A 16,181-nucleotide genomic window follows, 5' to 3' on the forward strand; every position below is an offset into this window, starting at 1 on the left:
CCTGCACCGCGGTGGAGGTGGTCATCACTGAGGATGCATCGCTCAGATCGCCGAGTGCCGGCTGCGCCGCCGTGAACGTCCCTGCGGTCGCGTTGTACGATACCAGGAACTTGTGCGACGATGCCGCGATGTTGGCAGCTAGCGCTGGACGGTTCAGCAGGTCACCATAGCTGCCGGTGGTGGCTACCGTCGCCAGCGCCGGAAAATCCGAAACCTGCGATTTGGTGATGGTGCCGCTGATCGTTCCCGCGCTGCCGCTGATGTTGCCGGTAATGGTGCTGCTGAACGTCTTCGTGCCACTGATCGTCTGGGTGGATCCCAGGTCAACAAAGTTGCCCAGCGGCGCCTGCGCCATCAGGTCCCACTTGGTAGCATCGGTCCCCGGAGGCACGTTGGTATTCGCGGCGAGCGCCACGTACAGGGAACCGCTATTAAATACGCAGTCGTAGGCCACGTATGCCGTCGACGACGACCACGAGCCTTTCCAGGTGTAGCCCTGCCCGGTTGCACCCGTTGCGCCTGGCTGACCTTGCGGCCCTTGCGCTCCGGGCGGACCAACCGGGCCCTGCTGACCTGGCACACCCTGTGGTCCCGGCACTCCTTGCGGCCCGGCGGTACCGGTATCGCCCTTATCTCCCTTTGGGCCTGATGCCGCAAACACCGCCCAGTTCGTGATGTCATGGTCTGGAGGCGACGTCGCATTGTTGGGCAACAACGCGATGTAGCTGGCGGCGCCATAGTTCACGACATCGTTCGGCGCATAGCTTGTGTCAGCGACAAATGCTCCCTTGGCAGTTGCGCCCGCGCCGGTAGGACCTTGAGGACCTGCGGGGCCTTGCGCACCCTGGGCACCCGGTGGCCCGTTCGGACCAATTGCTCCTGTCGCGCCCTGAGGAATGGTGAAATTCAAGATGGCTGCCGACGTCGTACCCGCGTTGCTCACGCTCGCCGCCGTGCCGGCCGCGCCCGTGATGGTTGAGCCGACCGTCACGGTTGCCGCCGCCCCCGCGGAACCTTGTGGCCCCGTCGCGCCCTGCGGAATGGTGAAACTAAGCATCGCTGCCGAAGGCGTTCCGGAGTTGGTGACGCTCGCTTGCGTGCCCGCCGCTCCCGTGGCCGTGCTGCCGATCGTGACCGTCGCGGCTGGACCGGGAGCGCCGGCGACCACAACATTCAATGAAGGATCGTGGCTGGTCGTGGTGGTCTCTTTGCTGTCGAACGTGATCGAAGTCGAGTAGCCCGGCGTAGGCACCAGAACGATGCCGTAGTTGGAAGCCGGGTTCGTCACCCACGCCTGCACCTGCGAACTAATATCAATGATGATGTAGTCGTTCACCTGGCCCTTGGTAATGCACAACGGATGTGTCGGGTCGGCGGTTTTAGGAATCGGGCTAGGACAACTGCCGGCGAGCAGAATCGAGCCCGGACCTCCACCCGGCTGGTTCGCCCACGTGAGTGCCCCTTCCGACCACGGGCCATTCGCCAGGCGAATGTCGAACGCGCCGGCGGTCGCGACCGCGGTGACAAACAACCTCAATGTCGCCTTGGTCAGGCTCGAGCCATTGGGCACCTGAGCTGTGCTGAACGTCATGTAGGTGTACGTTGGCTGCGTACCTGCTTGCACGGCGAGCGACTTCACCGTGCCGTAATTGCTGTTAATACTGGTCTGCGTCACGTAGGTGTCGTCGCTGACAGGCGCCTGGGCCAAGCCCATGGCTGGAACCATAGCCAACATTGCCAGCGCGAGGAGAACTGCAAGCAGGTACCGCCCACGAGGTACGTTGATACTCATACCTCTCCTCTCCGACGAACGAGTCGCCAGCAACCGAGTTGAAGACCTAGAAGCTCGTTGCGCTCGAAGATCGCCCGGCGTCGGTGCTCGATGAAAGTTAAGGGGCCCAGTTGGCTTGGAAAGGGGCCGCGCCTCAGAGCGTAGGCACTACGTTTGACCGCTCATCGGAGAAGTTATGGGTAGGAATTGTCAATCTCTTGGGAAACAAGTCAAGAAGAAACCTTCGTCGGCATGTGATTTTTCCGTGTGAGCTTTCTTGAACAGCGGCCCCTGGGAATTTTGTCCCAAAATTGCACGAATTTTAGGGCCTTTGAACCTCATTCCTACTCGGCATATACTCGCATTCGAATTACAAATTCATCGGGGGCGACCATGAGGACCACGAAGCGCTCCGCACGAACCAGCACGATTCCCGATCCCACTCAATTGGAAAAACAAATCCGACTCCGCGCCTATGCACTCTATGAATCCCGTGGCTGCGAAGTCGGCCACGAACTCGACGACTGGCTGCAGGCCGAAGCGGAGATCCTCGGCAGGCAAGAAGGAGCCAGCGCCGCTTAATCAACCCAGAATCTCCGCCCTGGAAAGTCCGGTCAAAAGCTCCGCGGGCTCGCTTTATAACGGCTCTTTCTTTTTCAGTCCCGCCGGCAAGACTGGAGTCCAAGGCAGACTCCGCATGACGAATCATTCAGGGAGACCAGCACTCATGAAAAGGCCGATGGTCACAATCGACGGCAACGAAGCTGCAGCGCATTCCGCTTACCAAACCAGCGAGGTAATTGCGATCTATCCGATCACCCCGGCGTCCAACATGGGAGAATTCGCCGACGAGTGGGCGGCCAAAGGTCAGGCCAACATCTGGGGCGTGGTGCCCACGGTGGTGGAGCTGCAGAGTGAAGCCGGCGCCGCCGGATCGCTGCACGGCGCCATCCAGGCGGGCGCGCTGGGGACCACCTTCACCGCTTCGCAGGGCCTGCTGCTGATGATCCCCAACCTGTACAAGATCGCGGGCGAGCTCACGCCGGCGGTCATTCACGTGGCCGCCCGCACCGTGGCCACGCACGCGCTTTCCATCTTCGGCGATCACAGTGACGTCATGGCCTGCCGGCAGACCGGGTTCGCGATGCTGGCTTCCAACTCGGTGCAGGAGGCGATGGACCACGCGCTGATCGCGCACGCCGCCACGCTCGCGGCGCGCATCCCCTTCCTGCACTTCTTCGACGGCTTTCGCACCTCGCACGAAGTCGCGAAGATCGAGCAATTGTCCGGCGACGACATGCGCGCCATGATCGACGAGGAACTGGTCCACGCGCATCGTCGGCGCTCGCTTTCTCCCGACCGTCCGGTGCTGCGCGGCAGCGCCCAGAATCCCGACGTCTTCTTTCAGGCACGGGAAGCCGGCAATCCTTACTACCTGGCCTGCCCCGCCATCGTGCAGCAGACGATGGACAAGTTCGCCAAGCTGGTGGGCCGCCGCTACAACCTGTTCGACTATGTCGGCGCGCCCGATGCCGAGCGCGTCATCATCATGATGGGCTCCGGCGCCGAAGCCGCCGAGGAAACGGTGCAATACCTGAACGCGCACGGCGAAAAGGTCGGGCTGCTCAAAGTCCGCCTCTACCGGCCATTCTCGGAGGAGCATTTCCTGGCCGCGCTGCCCGCCAGCGCCAAGTCGCTCGCGGTCCTCGACCGCACCAAGGAGCCTGGCGCCACCGGCGAGCCTCTCTACATGGACGTGGTCACGGTATTGAGTGAGGCGCTGGCTTCGGGCAAGGGCCCGTTCAAGTCCATGCCGCGTGTGATTGGCGGACGCTACGGGCTGTCTTCCAAGGAATTCAATCCCCCGATGGTAAAGGCGGTGTTCGACGAACTGAAGAAACCGCAGCCCAAGAACCACTTCACCGTCGGAATCATCGATGACGTCACCCACACCAGCCTGGAGTACGACCGCGAGTTCTCCACCGAGAGCCCTGACACCGTGCGTGCCGTCTTCTACGGCCTGGGATCGGACGGCACCGTCGGCGCCAACAAGAACTCCATCAAGATCATCGGCGAGGACACCGACTTCTACGCCCAGGGCTACTTCGTCTATGACTCGAAGAAAGCGGGCGCACTCACCGTGTCGCACCTGCGCTTCGGGCCGCGGCCCATCCGCTCCACCTATCTCATTACCCAGGCGAGTTTCGTCGCCTGCCACCAGTTCGCGTTCGTGGAGCGCTTCGACGTGCTCAAGCTGGCGCAGCCCGGCGCCACCTTCCTGCTCAACAGCCCCTACGGGCCGGAAGAAGTCTGGGACCACCTGCCGGTCACCATGCAGCAGGATCTGCTCGAAAAAAAGGTGCGGCTGTTCGTCATCAACGCCGACCCGGTGGCGGAAGAAGCCGGCATGGGGCGCCGCATCAACACCATCATGCAGACCTGCTTCTTCGCCATCAGCGGAGTGCTGCCGCGCGAAGACGCCATCGCCGCCATCAAGAAGGCCATCGAGAAGACTTACAAGAAGCGCGGCGACGCGGTGGTGCAGAAGAACTTCGCCGCCGTGGATGCCGCCCTGGAGCACCTGCACGAAGTCAAGCTTCCGGCACAGGCGACCAGCAAGTTGCGCCTGGAACCGCCGGTTTCGTCGTTGGCGCCGGATTTCGTGCAGAAGGTCACGGCGCGCATCATCGCCGGCGAAGGCGACCTGCTGCCGGTCAGCGCGCTGCCCGTGGACGGCACCTTCCCCACCGGCACCGCGCAGTGGGAGAAGCGCAACATCGCCCTCGAGATCCCGATCTGGGACGAGCAACTGTGTATCCAGTGCGGAAAATGCGTGATGGTGTGCCCGCACTCGGTGATCCGCGCCAAGATTTACGAACCCGAACTGCTGGCCAGGGCGCCTTCCGGGTTCCAGTACGCCAAGCCCAAATGGAAGGAGTTCGAGAGCCTGCGCTACACCCTGCAGGTGGCGCCGGAGGACTGTACCGGCTGCACTCTGTGCGTGCAGATATGCCCGGCCAAGAGCAAGACCGAAGTCAAGCACAAAGCCATCAACATGGCGCCGCAGGCGCCGTTGCGCGTACCCGAGCGCGAAAACTGGAACTTCTTCCTCTCGCTGCCCGAAGCCAACCGCGAGCAACTGAAGACCGGCCAGGTGAAAGACGTGCAGTTGCTCCAGCCGCTGTTCGAATTTTCCGGAGCCTGCGCCGGTTGCGGCGAGACGCCTTACATCAAGCTGATGACGCAGCTCTTCGGCGATCACGTTGTGGTCGCCAACGCCACCGGCTGCTCCTCCATCTACGGCGGCAATCTGCCCACCACACCCTATACGGTGAACGCCCAGGGCCGCGGACCTGTGTGGTCGAATTCGCTATTCGAGGACAACGCCGAATTTGGCCTCGGCCTGCGGCCGCGCGCAGCCTGGTGCAGCGGCTGGAAGCCAAGATCGGCGGTGAACTGGCAGCCGCCCTGCTGACCACCGACCAGTCGGCCCACGCCGGCATCGAGCGGCAACGCGAGCACGTGCGCCGGCTCAACGAAAAGCTGAAGGGCTTGGACAGCCTCGAGGCCCGCGATCTGTTCGCCGTCGCCGATGCCCTGGTGCGCAAGACCTTGTGGATCGTCGGTGGCGACGGCTGGGCGTATGACATCGGCTATGGCGGGCTGGACCACGTGCTCGCTTCCGGACAGAACGTCAACGTGCTGGTGCTGGACACCGAGGTCTACTCCAACACCGGCGGCCAGCGATCCAAGGCCACGCCACGCGGGGCGGTGGCGCGCTTCGCCTACGGCGGCAAGGAAACCGCCAAGAAGGATTTGGCGCTGATGGCCGTCAACTACGGCAACGTGTATGTTGCCCGGGTCGCGATGGGCGGCAGCGACATGCAAACCCTGAAGGCGTTCGAAGAGGCCGACGCTTACGCCGGCCCGTCCCTGATCGTCGCCTTCAGCCATTGTGTGGCCCACGGCTACGACCTGATGTACGGCATGGATCAGCAGAAGCTGGCGGTGCAGTCCGGCTACTGGCCGCTGTTCCGCTACAACCCCGAACTGGTGAAGCAGGGCAAGAATCCGCTGCAACTCGATTCCCGCCCGCCCAGCGTGCCCTTGCAGACCTATATGTTGAACGAGACCCGGTTCAGCATCCTCAACCATGCCGATGCCGAAGCCGCCAAGAAGCTGCTGCACGAGGCCGAGGAAGACGTGCGCAGCCGCTGGGATCTTTACGAGAAGCTGGCTTCGCTTCCCGCCGGCGGAGACCTGACGGCGGCCGTCCTGGCGACCAAAGGAGGCAAGCAATGACCGATCTTTCTACCAGCTATCTGGGGTTGCACTTGAAGAACCCGATCGTCGTGTCGGCCGGGCCGCTGCAGCGGGAAGTCGAGGCCGTGCGCGAGATGGAAGAAGCCGGCGCGGCTGCCGTCGTGATGCACTCGCTGTTCGAGGAGCAGATCGAAATCGAAAGCGAAGAGCTGAACCGCTTTCTGGAACAGGGCACCGAGAGCTTCGCCGAGTCTCTGCACTACCTTCCCGACTTGGAGAACTACAACCACGGACCCGAAGCCTACCTGGAACACCTGGCGCGGGTGAAGAAGGCGGTCCACATTCCCGTCATCGCCAGCCTGAACGGCAGCTCGATTGGCGGGTGGACGCGCTACGCCAAGATGATGGAAGAAGCCGGCGCCGACGCCATCGAGCTGAACACCTACTATGTGGCCGCCAATCCCGAACTGTCCGGTCCGGAAGTGGAGCAGATGTACTACGACGTGGTAAGCCAGGTGAAGGCGGCGGTGCGGGTGCCGCTGGCCGTCAAGCTGGGGCATTTCTTCAGCTCCATTCCGCACATGATGCGCCGCCTGGACTTGGCCGGAGCGGATGGCCTGGTGCTGTTCAACCGCTTTTATCAGCCGGACATCGATCTGGAGCAGCTCGAGGTGGCGCCCCGCCTGGAGCTAAGCCATTCTTACGAATTGCTGCTGCGGCTCAACTGGGTGGCCATCCTGTTCGGCCATGTGCGCCCCGACCTGGCCATCACCGGGGGCGTGCATACCGCCGAAGACGTGCTGAAGAGCATGATGGTGGGCGCGCGGGTGGCGATGATGACCTCGGCGCTGCTGGAGAACGGCGTTGGCCACATCCGCCATGTCTTGCATGACCTCAGCCGCTGGATGGAAGAGCACGAATACGAATCCATCCGCCAGATGCAAGGCAGCATGGCGCGCAAGTCGATTGCCGATCCCGCGGCTTTCGAACGCGCCAATTACATGCGCGTCTTGAGCTCTTACGCCATGAAGAAGGTGGCTCACTGAGTTGTGCCCGAGAGGGATGGGGCGATGATGATCTTCCGCCTCGCGTTGCTTGCCTTGCTGGGTGCGATCCTGCCTGCCGCGGCAACCTCGCTAACCCTTTCAACCAGTACAGCCTCGACTCAGGAGTCGCAACCGGACACCCGCACCGCCGCCGACCAGGCCTACGCCCAGGCGATGCAGTTGTTCGCGCAGAGAACGCCGGACTCCATACGCCAGGCCATCGTGAAAGCCCAGGAAGCGCTCGCTTTGTACGAGCACCTAGGGGACGCCGGCAAACAGGCGGAGTTGCTTGCCGGCCTCGGCGCCGCCAGTCTTACCTTGGGAGATAAGGCGAGCGCAGCAGATTACCTGCGCAAGGCACTGGTTCTGGTTCGGCGCCTTGGGAATCGCGCCGATGAAGCCGCTGTCCAGGTCATCCTTGGCAGTGCTTACGAATCAAACCACGAGTTCAAGTCGGCACAGGATACGTATCTGCAGGCGCTGCCGCTTTGCCGCGAGTTGAAGAACAGCCAGGGTGAAGTTTCGGTGCTCATGGGACTCGGCCGGGTCTCGTTCGCAACCGATGAGAAGCAGCAAGCGTTGGACTACTTCGGCCAGGCGCTTCCGCTTTGGCGTGCCATTGGCGACCGGAGAAACCAGGCCTCGACTCTCTACATGCTGGGCATCTTGAACGACCTGCTGAATCAGAAGCAGGCCGCAATCCCTTACTACCTTCAGGCGCTCCCGCTGTACCGGAACCTGGGCGATCGTCCTTGGGAGGCGCGCACGCTCTACAACCTGGCGGACGCGTACGCGGCTGTGGGGGACGATGCGCGCGCCGGCGCCTATTACGATCAGGCAATTCCCGCTCTTCATGCCATCAGTGACCAGCCCAAGGAAGCGATGGCTCTGGTCGGCCGCGGCCTGCTCTACGAAGAACGGGGTGAGATGAAGCAATCCTTCGCCGACCTCACCGCCGCTTTGAACCTGTTTCGCTCGCTCGCGGACCGGCTCATGGAGGCCACGGTGCTGCTTCGGATCGGCATCGTTCAGTACGAAGCAGGAGAACTGGAGAAATCTCTGGAGTTCGATCGGCAGGCGCTGCAACTGGCGCGGGCGCTACACGAACCCGGACTGGAAGCTGCCGCCTTGGCTGGAATCAGCAGCGTGTACGTTGCCTTGGGGGACGACAGCAGGGGATTGAGCTACGCCGATCAAGCTTTCAAGCTGATGCCGTCCGCCGACAGCGGACAACTCGAGCCCGAGGCGCTCTATCACCTCGGCGTTTCGTATCAATCGCTCGACCAGAACGAGAAGGCTCTCGACTGTTTTGCTCGCGAAGTTCCGCTCCACCGTGCCCGAGGCGATCGCCTGGGAGAGGCTCGTGCGCTCTACGCGCTGGCCGGAGCATACGACGTGCAGGGGCAGCCCAAGCAGGCACTCACCTTCTATCAGCAAGCCCTGGAAATACGGCAGGCGGTGGGGGATCGCCGCTCCAAAGCCCAGGCGCTGAACGCTGTCGGCTTCGCGTACGCTGCACTGTCGCAGCCCGAAACCGCGCTCGGCTACTACCGGCAAGCCGTGGCTCTTTACCAGGCGGTGCACGACCAGCTTGGAGAATCCCAAGCTCTCTTCTGGACCGCCAAATCCGAACAGGCCGTGGGCGATCTCACCTCCGCTCGCACTCATGTCGAAGCGTCCCTGGCAATCATCGAGTTACGGCGGGCCAACATCGCCAGCCGTGAACTGCGCACCACCTATCTCGCCACCGCACAGCACGCCTACGAGTTTTATGTCGACCTGCTGATGCAGCAGCACCGTCTGAACCCCGACAAGGGTTACAACGCCCAGGCGCTGGAAGCACATGAACGCGCCAAGGCGCGCGGTTTGCTCGATCTGCTCAGCGAAGCCAAGGTCGATCTGCGCCAGGGTGTGAATCCCGAGTTGTTGCAGCGCGAGATTCATCTCCGGCAGCTCTTGGAAGAGAAGCAGACCGCGGAAATTCGCCTGCTGGCAAGCGGAGACGGCGGCGAACCGGCGCGTGAACTTCAGAAGGAACTGGAAGCGCTGCGTACCGAGTATCAGCAGGTGGAAGCGCAAATCCGCGCCGGCAGCCCTCATTATGCAGCCCTCACCCAGCCTCAGCCGCTGGGCGTTTCTGCCATCCAGAAACAGGTCCTGGATCCCGATACTGTGCTCCTGGAATATGCCATGGGCCAGCAGCGCAGCTACCTGTGGGCAGTCACCACCTCGGGGCTGACCAGCTTTGAGCTGGCGGGACGCGGTGAGATCGAAACCTTGGCGGTGCGTTTATATCGAACCATCATCGGCCGGCGGCCTTCCGCGCCCGACGACTACCAGAGGACTGCCTGGGCGTTGAGCAAGATCCTTCTAGGACCCGTGCAAGATGAGCTGGGAAGCAAGCGCCTGCTGATTGCGGGCGACGGCGCTTTGCAGATTGTGCCCTTTGCGGCGCTGCCCTCGCCCAGTCGGGACGCTGGCGCCACCGAGCCTTACGAGCCGCTGATCGTGCGCCATGAGATTGTCAGCGTGCCCTCGGCCTCGACGCTGGCTTTGCTTCGGCGAGATGTGGCCGGCCGGCACTCAGCCCCCAGAAATCTTGCCGTGTTTGCCGATCCTGTTTTTGAACGCGAGGACGGTCGCGTCCCCGGAAGCGTCGCGCCCGCAAGTAGCGGGACGCGCGGCTTTGTGCAGTCTGTCCCGCAAGATCAAGTCCCCCCGGCTACCCCCACCGGACAAATCCCCGACACCGTGAGCCTTCTCGGACTGGAGCGGCTCCCCTTCACTCGCCAGGAAGCAGAAACCATTCTTCGCCTGGCCCCGCCCCAATCGCGATTTGCCGCGCTCGACTTCGCCGCCAACCGGTCAACCGCAATCTCCAAGGATCTCAGTCAGTACCAGATCGTCCACTTCGCCACTCACGGAGTGGTGAACGACGCGCATCCGGAATTGTCGGGCATTGTGTTGTCGTTGTTCGACGATAAGGGCGCTCCCCAGGACGGGTTTCTCCGCTTGAACGATCTCTTCAATCTGAAGCTCAATGCCGACCTGGTGGTGCTCAGCGCCTGCCGGACCGCCCTGGGCAAGGAAGTGCGGGGCGAAGGCTTTATCGGCCTGGCGCGCGGCTTCATGTACGCTGGAGCACCCCGCGTGGTGGTGAGCTTGTGGAGCGTGAATGATCAGGCGACCGCGGAAGAAATGGAGCGTTTCTACCAGGGCATGCTGGGGAGCCGCCACTTGCGCCCGGCGGCAGCATTACGCGCGGCGCAGATCGAAATGTGGAAGCAGGAAAAGTGGCGCGCTCCGTTTCTCTGGGCTGCCTTCGTTCTGCAAGGTGAGTGGAAGTAAATCACTTTCCAGGTTTCTTCGGTTTGCAGGTCTCCTCGGTGCTTGGGTGGTTGGTTGACCTTTTATATTCAGCAATATAGTCAAATAATGCAATATTGCATTGACGATTCCAAGGATAGAATGTAATATTACATTGTGAAAGGCTCCTGGATACCATGTCGCCGTGGCGGTTTATTGCGTACCACCCAAAGGGTGCAGGATGCCCGATCCGCGATTGGTACAACGCGCAACATCCCAAAGTCCGCGCCGCGTTTGAATTCACCGTTGGCATCCTGAAAGGAACGGATGTTTGGATTGGAACGAGGGAATTCAAGGAACTCGAAGGCGAACACTTGGGCCTCGCGGAAGTCAGATTCAACGTTGAATTCCCTAAACCAGGAAGTCCGAGCGGCCAAGTGAAGCGCAGGTTTAGGCCATTGGGAGTATGGCGACCGAGAGAACGTGAATTTGTTTTTCTGGTCGGCTATGAAAAGAGCGGTCGAATGTGGCTGCCACCTAACGCATTCAAGTTGGCATTCAGATTCAAGCGGGAGTTCGAATTAGGAATGGGAGAAGTCAATGACTACCTTTAACGACCTCTGGCACAAGTTCGCGGATGACAAGGAATATCGCGAGGAATTCGTCGCTGCACAGGTGAAGCGTGGAATCCCTTTTCAGATTCGTGCATTGCTAAAGCAACATAAACTCTCCCAAGAGCAACTCGCTCAGCAATCAAAACTGACGCAGGGTGTTATTTCGCGTGCCCAGAATCCGAATTACGGCAATCTAACTCTGAATACGCTTATCCGTATCGCTGCTGGTTTCGATGTAGCGTTCATCGGCAAATTTGTTCCTTTCAGCGAACTTGGCAAGTGGTTTATAGAACTGTCGGAAGAATCTGTTAAGGTCGCGAACTTCGAGGCTGAAAATAAGTCAATGGCTCTTGGATCAGCGCCTAGGCAAGAGCCTAGTGGCCTGAGTCGTGAACTCGGCGCAGTGATACCGCCTCGAATCAAAGAGGGAGCTCTTGCCAGAGGCGAAGAGGGAACCCGCAGGAGGGACAGAGATGCAACTGCTTAATGTTCTAAGCGCACGTTCCACGTGGTTATTTGACATCAACGATTTGAATCCGCGCGGAAAGAGCGTAATGGACGAGTTGATTGACTGGCTCAAAGATTCTTACAACTTCGAGAAAGCCCCGTCGTCACCCACCGATTTTGACGACACGAAAGGATTAGCGTTCAAACGGGGAAGATTCCAAGCAAGGGAAGAGATTTTTGTCGATGTTGAATTGACGATTTATACGGATGGAATAGTCGCGAATACATGGTCATCAACGCGGGATACCGATGCGTTCATTGAAGATGTACTGAAATCAGCCGCAGCAGAATTTGGTCTCACGTTCAAGCCCGACATGGTGCGACTCAAGTCACATCTGAGTGAGATTACGATTCGCCTCGATCAGCCTCTGAGCAGTTTGAATGCGCGGCTGAGTGAGTTTGCAGCTAAGTTGACGAAGAGTGCTGATCCGCAAGGCGCACCGCCGTTTGAAGTAGGCGGTCTAAGCTTTTGGGCCGACGCATCAAACTTAGCGTTCAAGATTGCGCCGTTCACTCTTGAACGCAAGGTTGGTGCTCCATTTGGAGAGAATCGCTACTACGCAAAAGCCCCGCTACACACAGACGACCACATAAGGCTGATTGGCGAGCTTGAAGAAATCCTCAAGAAGCCGAATTAACGCAGCAACACGGATTTGTCCCACTACCGTTTCTTCGCCTGCAGTTCATCGGCGCGGGCAAAATCCGCGTCTGCCTGTGCCTTGGTCACCTCAATCTGGGCGTAGACCGTCCCCCGTTCCTCGTACAGTTCGGCTCGGTCAGGGAACTGCTTGATCAGATCGCTGTACGCGCCGATCGCGTCGTACCAGAGACGGTGGTTCACCAATACGCGGGCGCGTGCTGTTCCTGCCGGGTAGCTGTCCGCTTGCGCGATGGCCGCCAGCTCCTTTTCAATCTGCTGCCGTTCGGAGTCGGGAACAACCACGAAACCGGCTGCTTGCGAGAATCTGGACTCCACCAATGGCGGAAAAGACCGCACGCTCCAGTAGTAAGTTTTTCCTGGCTGCAAGCGAGCATCCTTCAGGCGGAACTCCGCTGTGCTCACTTGTTGGCGCAGGATCTCATTGTCGTCGTCGTCCCGCAGCACGAGTTCGAAGCCCTCGGTGCGGCCCGGATACAGCCAGGCAAACAGCGGCGAGCTGCCATAGAACTTCGCCAGGTCAGGCGCCAGCAGGAGAGGCAGGCGCGATGGTCCGCCTCGCGTAGCACCCAGCATTGCGCGCTGCTTGCGGGTCCGGTTGGGATCGCTCATCTCAAAGCCGGAAAGATCCGCCACCAGCCGCTTGCGCGGGGGCGGCTTGGGAGCATCTTTGGCGGTGGACTCGGGCGGCTTGGGCGGCGGCGGCGGTGGGGAGGGCGGCTGCCCTTGTCCGATGGCAAGGTTGGCGGTCAACAGCACACTGGTGAGAAATAGCAGCCTGAAGAATTTCATGATGGCACTCCGACAGCTCTCTCGCTCTTCACCCCGTAGAGCATCAATTTGCCACTGAACCCTCGCACCTCTGCTTCGCCGAGGGGCACCGAGGGAAAGCTCTCGCGGATTCGTTCCCATGTGCTCGGACTCATCACGATTGCCGTCTTGAACTCCTTCGTCAGTGACTCCAGGCGTGAAGCCAGGTTTACGGTCTCTCCAATCACCGAGTACTCCAGCCGTTCCGGCGAACCGACATTTCCGGCGGTCAGTATGCCGGTATGAATGCCGATTCCAATCTTCAGCCTGGGTTCTTCCGTCCCCATGATGGAGTTCAGCACGTCCACTTGCTCCAGCATCTGCAAGGCGCACTGCACAGCGCGGCAGGCATCCCCCTTCTCGCCCTGGCTCAACGGAACGCCAAAGATGACCATGATGCCGTCGCCAATGAATTTGTTGAGAAAGCCTTCATTGGCCTTGACGACTTCAGTCATGGCGGTGAGATACCGATTTAACCACGCCAGCACCTCGGCGGAGGGCCGCCCGGCCGTCAGGGCGGTGAAATTACGAATGTCGGAGAACAGGACAGTCGCCACCCGCTCCTCGCCGGCCAGTACGATTTCGCCTCGCCGCTTCCAGATTTCAGCCGCCACATCGGCGGACACGTACCTCTCGAACAGGTTCATCAATTGCCGGCGCTCGGCTTCACTGCGAACTTTGAGCCGCTGCTCTTCCAGGTAGCGATACCCGAACGCCATGGGCAGGCCGAACACCAGGCATGCCTCCGTGCTGACCAAAGGCACCCACAGCTGCTGATGCGAAAACAGCCATCCTGCGGCGGCAAGAACCCCAGCCGTCGCAGCCAGGAAGGCTGCCACCCCGAGCCACCACCGCACCCGCATCACGAGGAGAATCAGCACGGCCGCGAGCAGGAAATTCAGCGTCCATCGCAGCGGGACTGCCGTACGGCGTGGGAAGCGGCCGTCGAGCAGGCTGGCGATGGCCGCGGCGTGAATTTCCGCCCCCGAGAGGAGGCTGCGACCATTGCTCGAAGCTCGAAAGCGGAATGCCGGCGTGGAGAACAGGTCTTTGCCCATCTCGCTGCTCTGCCCGATCACCACGATTTTCCCCCGGAAGATGTTCGCATCGAACCCCGGTGCCAGCAGACGGCTGACCGGCACAACTGCCGCCGGAAGCGAGTTATGAAAATCAACCAGCGCGGAATAGGGGTGCTCTGTAGCGAGCGGAATATCGGCTGTGCCGAAGCGCAGAAAGCCGCTTCCCCCGGGACGCAGAGACTGTTCCGTGGCATAGGAAGCGACCGCCATTGGAAAGGCAAGCCGCTCGTAGCCTGGCTCGCGCAGCAACAGGTGCATCCGCCGGACTGTGCCATCGTCATCCTGGGGCAGATCGCCGAAGCCAACGCCCGCCGCCGCCGACTCGAATCCGGGCAGCGGCTCATTGCGCGACAGGCTCCCGAAACCACGTTCGCTGACCAGGATGACGTTGCCCGCCTGTGCCATGGTCGCAGCCAAATGCTGGTCGGCGGCGGAATCGCGCGGGCGGTCCAGGATGATGTCCAGGCCAATCACGGCGGGACTCCCGGCGCCGATCCTGCTGATCACTTCCGCCAACAGCGGCCGCGGAACTGGAAAGGCGTTCAGGGCCAATACGGATTGCTCGTCGAAATCAACGATGACAACTCTGTCGGATGGCGGGGCCGGCCCTCGCATCGCGATCAGGAAGTCGTAACCCTGCAGTTCGATGCCCTTCCAGAACGCGGTCTGCGCCAGGGCCAGAGCCAGGAGGCAAACCAACAATGCCAGCAGCACCGCAGCGATTGCAGTTCGAACCTGCATCCGGGCGACCTCTGAGCTCTACGTTGCCGGAAATGAACGGTCACCGGGAGACCCGGTGGTTGTGGATACTAGCTGATTCCGGAGGTCCTCACCACATCCTTATCTCCACCGTGCGGTCTTGCAACGCCGCGGTGTGTGCCGGCTCAGCCTGTGCCGGCGGCGCCTGGCGCTGCATCAGGTAGAAACACAACAGCAGCAGCACGACAATCGCCAGCGCCAGTAGCAGTGCGAACATCAGGCTGAACAGGTTCATGGCCGAGGTCCAGCCCAGGGGAGCGCGATGAAAGTCATGGCGATGAGCGGCGATCATGTTTCACCAGCCCGAGAACGATCCGAATTAAACCGGAGGGACGCGGAGGGTGCGCGTCCTTCTCGGGTCCTACCTCACAGTCATCACCGGGCAATGCGCGTCGCAAACCACGCGATGCGCTGTCGACCAGGGCAAATGCGTGGCCGCGAACACGGATTGCGAACGTAGGCCCATGACGATGAGGCTGGCATTCTGGGCGCGCGCCACCCGCACGATGATCTCGTCCGGGATGCCGACCTCAACAACGACGTCGGCTTTGCTGCCGGCGGGCACGACCTGCCGCAACTGCTCCCGCGCTTCCTCGCGCTCGCGCTCGACCCAGGCGGTCGCGTCGAAGTCTGCGTCCGGAACGGCGCTGGCCAGGACGTGAAGAAACGTCAGCGACGCCTGCTGCTGCTGCGCCAGCAAGGTGACATAGGGCAGCGCGTGCATAGACGTCGGCGAAAGATCGCTGGCGAACAGGATGCGACGCAGCCGGCCCTGCTCGAAACACTCGGGCGCAACGTGTGGCCCGACGGTCACCACCGGGCAAGGCGCACGCCGGAAGACCTCTTCGGCTACGGAACCGAGCACCAGCTTCTTCAGGCCTTCGCGCCCGTGCGTCCCGATGACCACCAATTCGATGTCATGTTGCTCAATCATGCCCTGCAGTACCAGCCACAGGTCTCCCTGGCCGAGCAGGGTTTCGCGTGCGATGCCGGCCATTTCCGGTGAGGACACCAGTTCCTTCATTCGAAACCGTGGATCCTTGGCGATCGTGACGGGGAACACCGGCGCGGCATCCATGGGGATGGGAGACATGGGGGCGAATGGGAGTACGTGCGCCAGGCATACGCTTCCCTTGGCCTGCCGCGCCAGTACGGCTGCGCAGTGCAGCGCCATCTGTGAACACGCCGAAAAATCGGTTGCGACCAGGATATTTTGCAGCGATACGAGGGGTGGCGAGCTTACGACTGCCATGGGACACCTCCTCCGGCATGGTGCGAGAGGCACCCGTTCTGCTACCTGGAATGGTAAGCGCTTCTTGGCGCATTCGCGGTGACGAACCGCACGGCAGCGTCGTCTCTGTCCTATTT

The 16,181-nt window shown here is 61.2% G+C and carries 10 protein-coding genes and 1 pseudogene; 6 read left to right on the forward strand and 5 right to left on the reverse strand.

Annotation, left to right across the window (positions count from 1 at the left end):
* Positions 1 to 1,792, reverse strand: a 1,792-nt coding sequence (locus LAN70_13595; protein MBZ5512185.1) for a DNRLRE domain-containing protein, incomplete at its 3' end; no start/stop codon positions are given.
* Positions 1,793 to 2,164: 372 nt separating this feature from the next.
* Between LAN70_13595 and LAN70_13600 the strand changes: the two genes are divergently transcribed.
* The 6 genes and pseudogenes from LAN70_13600 to LAN70_13625 all read left to right on the forward strand — a co-directional run bounded on the left by LAN70_13600 (position 2,165) and on the right by LAN70_13625 (position 12,145).
* Positions 2,165 to 2,353: a DUF2934 domain-containing protein gene (locus tag LAN70_13600; protein ID MBZ5512186.1), complete on the forward strand. Its 189-nt coding sequence runs from the start codon at positions 2,165 to 2,167 to the stop codon at positions 2,351 to 2,353.
* A gap of 145 nt (positions 2,354 to 2,498) precedes the next feature.
* Positions 2,499 to 6,073 (forward strand): annotated as a pseudogene (gene nifJ, locus LAN70_13605) (pyruvate:ferredoxin (flavodoxin) oxidoreductase).
* Positions 6,070 to 7,080, forward strand: coding sequence for a dihydroorotate dehydrogenase-like protein (locus LAN70_13610; protein MBZ5512187.1), 1,011 nt, complete (start codon positions 6,070 to 6,072; stop codon positions 7,078 to 7,080). The pseudogene nifJ and the gene LAN70_13610 overlap by 4 nt, the downstream one beginning before the upstream one ends.
* A gap of 24 nt (positions 7,081 to 7,104) precedes the next feature.
* Positions 7,105 to 10,428: a CHAT domain-containing protein gene (locus LAN70_13615; protein ID MBZ5512188.1), complete on the forward strand. Its 3,324-nt coding sequence runs from the start codon at positions 7,105 to 7,107 to the stop codon at positions 10,426 to 10,428.
* 558 nt (positions 10,429 to 10,986) lie between these two features.
* Positions 10,987 to 11,487 carry a helix-turn-helix domain-containing protein gene (locus LAN70_13620; GenBank protein ID MBZ5512189.1) on the forward strand — a complete coding sequence of 167 codons (501 nt, stop codon included), beginning with the start codon at positions 10,987 to 10,989 and terminating at the stop codon, positions 11,485 to 11,487.
* Positions 11,474 to 12,145 carry a hypothetical protein gene (locus tag LAN70_13625; protein ID MBZ5512190.1) on the forward strand — a complete coding sequence of 224 codons (672 nt, stop codon included), beginning with the start codon at positions 11,474 to 11,476 and terminating at the stop codon, positions 12,143 to 12,145. Before LAN70_13620 ends, LAN70_13625 begins: the two co-directional genes overlap by 14 nt.
* A gap of 23 nt (positions 12,146 to 12,168) precedes the next feature.
* Here LAN70_13625 and LAN70_13630 read toward each other — a convergent pair whose 3' ends face one another.
* The 4 genes from LAN70_13630 to LAN70_13645 form a co-directional block, all read right to left on the reverse strand.
* The gene (locus LAN70_13630; protein MBZ5512191.1) at positions 12,169 to 12,957 is read right to left on the reverse strand and encodes a DUF928 domain-containing protein; all 789 of its coding nucleotides are present in this window, start codon (positions 12,955 to 12,957) and stop codon (positions 12,169 to 12,171) included.
* Entirely contained in the window at positions 12,954 to 14,795 is a 1,842-nt protein-coding gene (locus tag LAN70_13635) for an adenylate/guanylate cyclase domain-containing protein (GenBank protein ID MBZ5512192.1), read from the reverse strand. Before LAN70_13635 ends, LAN70_13630 begins: the two co-directional genes overlap by 4 nt.
* Before the next feature lie 88 nt (positions 14,796 to 14,883).
* Positions 14,884 to 15,105, reverse strand: coding sequence for a hypothetical protein (locus LAN70_13640; protein ID MBZ5512193.1), 222 nt, complete (start codon positions 15,103 to 15,105; stop codon positions 14,884 to 14,886).
* Positions 15,106 to 15,174: 69 nt separating this feature from the next.
* Complete coding sequence (locus LAN70_13645) at positions 15,175 to 16,065, reverse strand: universal stress protein (GenBank protein MBZ5512194.1); 891 nt, start codon at positions 16,063 to 16,065, stop codon at positions 15,175 to 15,177.
* Positions 16,066 to 16,181 lie beyond the last annotated feature (116 nt).

It is taken from the genome of Terriglobia bacterium (assembly GCA_020072845.1).
In the GTDB taxonomy this organism is placed as follows: Bacteria; Acidobacteriota; Terriglobia; order Terriglobales; family Acidobacteriaceae; genus JAIQGF01.

Coding starts and splice junctions, on each gene's coding strand:
- LAN70_13620 (MBZ5512189.1), top strand. CDS start 10,987: ATGACTACCTTTAACGACCTCTGGCACAAGTTCGCGGATGACAAGGAA.
- LAN70_13645 (MBZ5512194.1), bottom strand. CDS start 16,065: ATGGCAGTCGTAAGCTCGCCACCCCTCGTATCGCTGCAAAATATCCTG.
- LAN70_13615 (MBZ5512188.1), top strand. CDS start 7,105: ATGATGATCTTCCGCCTCGCGTTGCTTGCCTTGCTGGGTGCGATCCTG.
- LAN70_13625 (MBZ5512190.1), top strand. CDS start 11,474: ATGCAACTGCTTAATGTTCTAAGCGCACGTTCCACGTGGTTATTTGAC.
- LAN70_13640 (MBZ5512193.1), bottom strand. CDS start 15,105: ATGATCGCCGCTCATCGCCATGACTTTCATCGCGCTCCCCTGGGCTGG.
- LAN70_13610 (MBZ5512187.1), top strand. CDS start 6,070: ATGACCGATCTTTCTACCAGCTATCTGGGGTTGCACTTGAAGAACCCG.
- LAN70_13600 (MBZ5512186.1), top strand. CDS start 2,165: ATGAGGACCACGAAGCGCTCCGCACGAACCAGCACGATTCCCGATCCC.
- LAN70_13630 (MBZ5512191.1), bottom strand. CDS start 12,957: ATGAAATTCTTCAGGCTGCTATTTCTCACCAGTGTGCTGTTGACCGCC.
- LAN70_13635 (MBZ5512192.1), bottom strand. CDS start 14,795: ATGCAGGTTCGAACTGCAATCGCTGCGGTGCTGCTGGCATTGTTGGTT.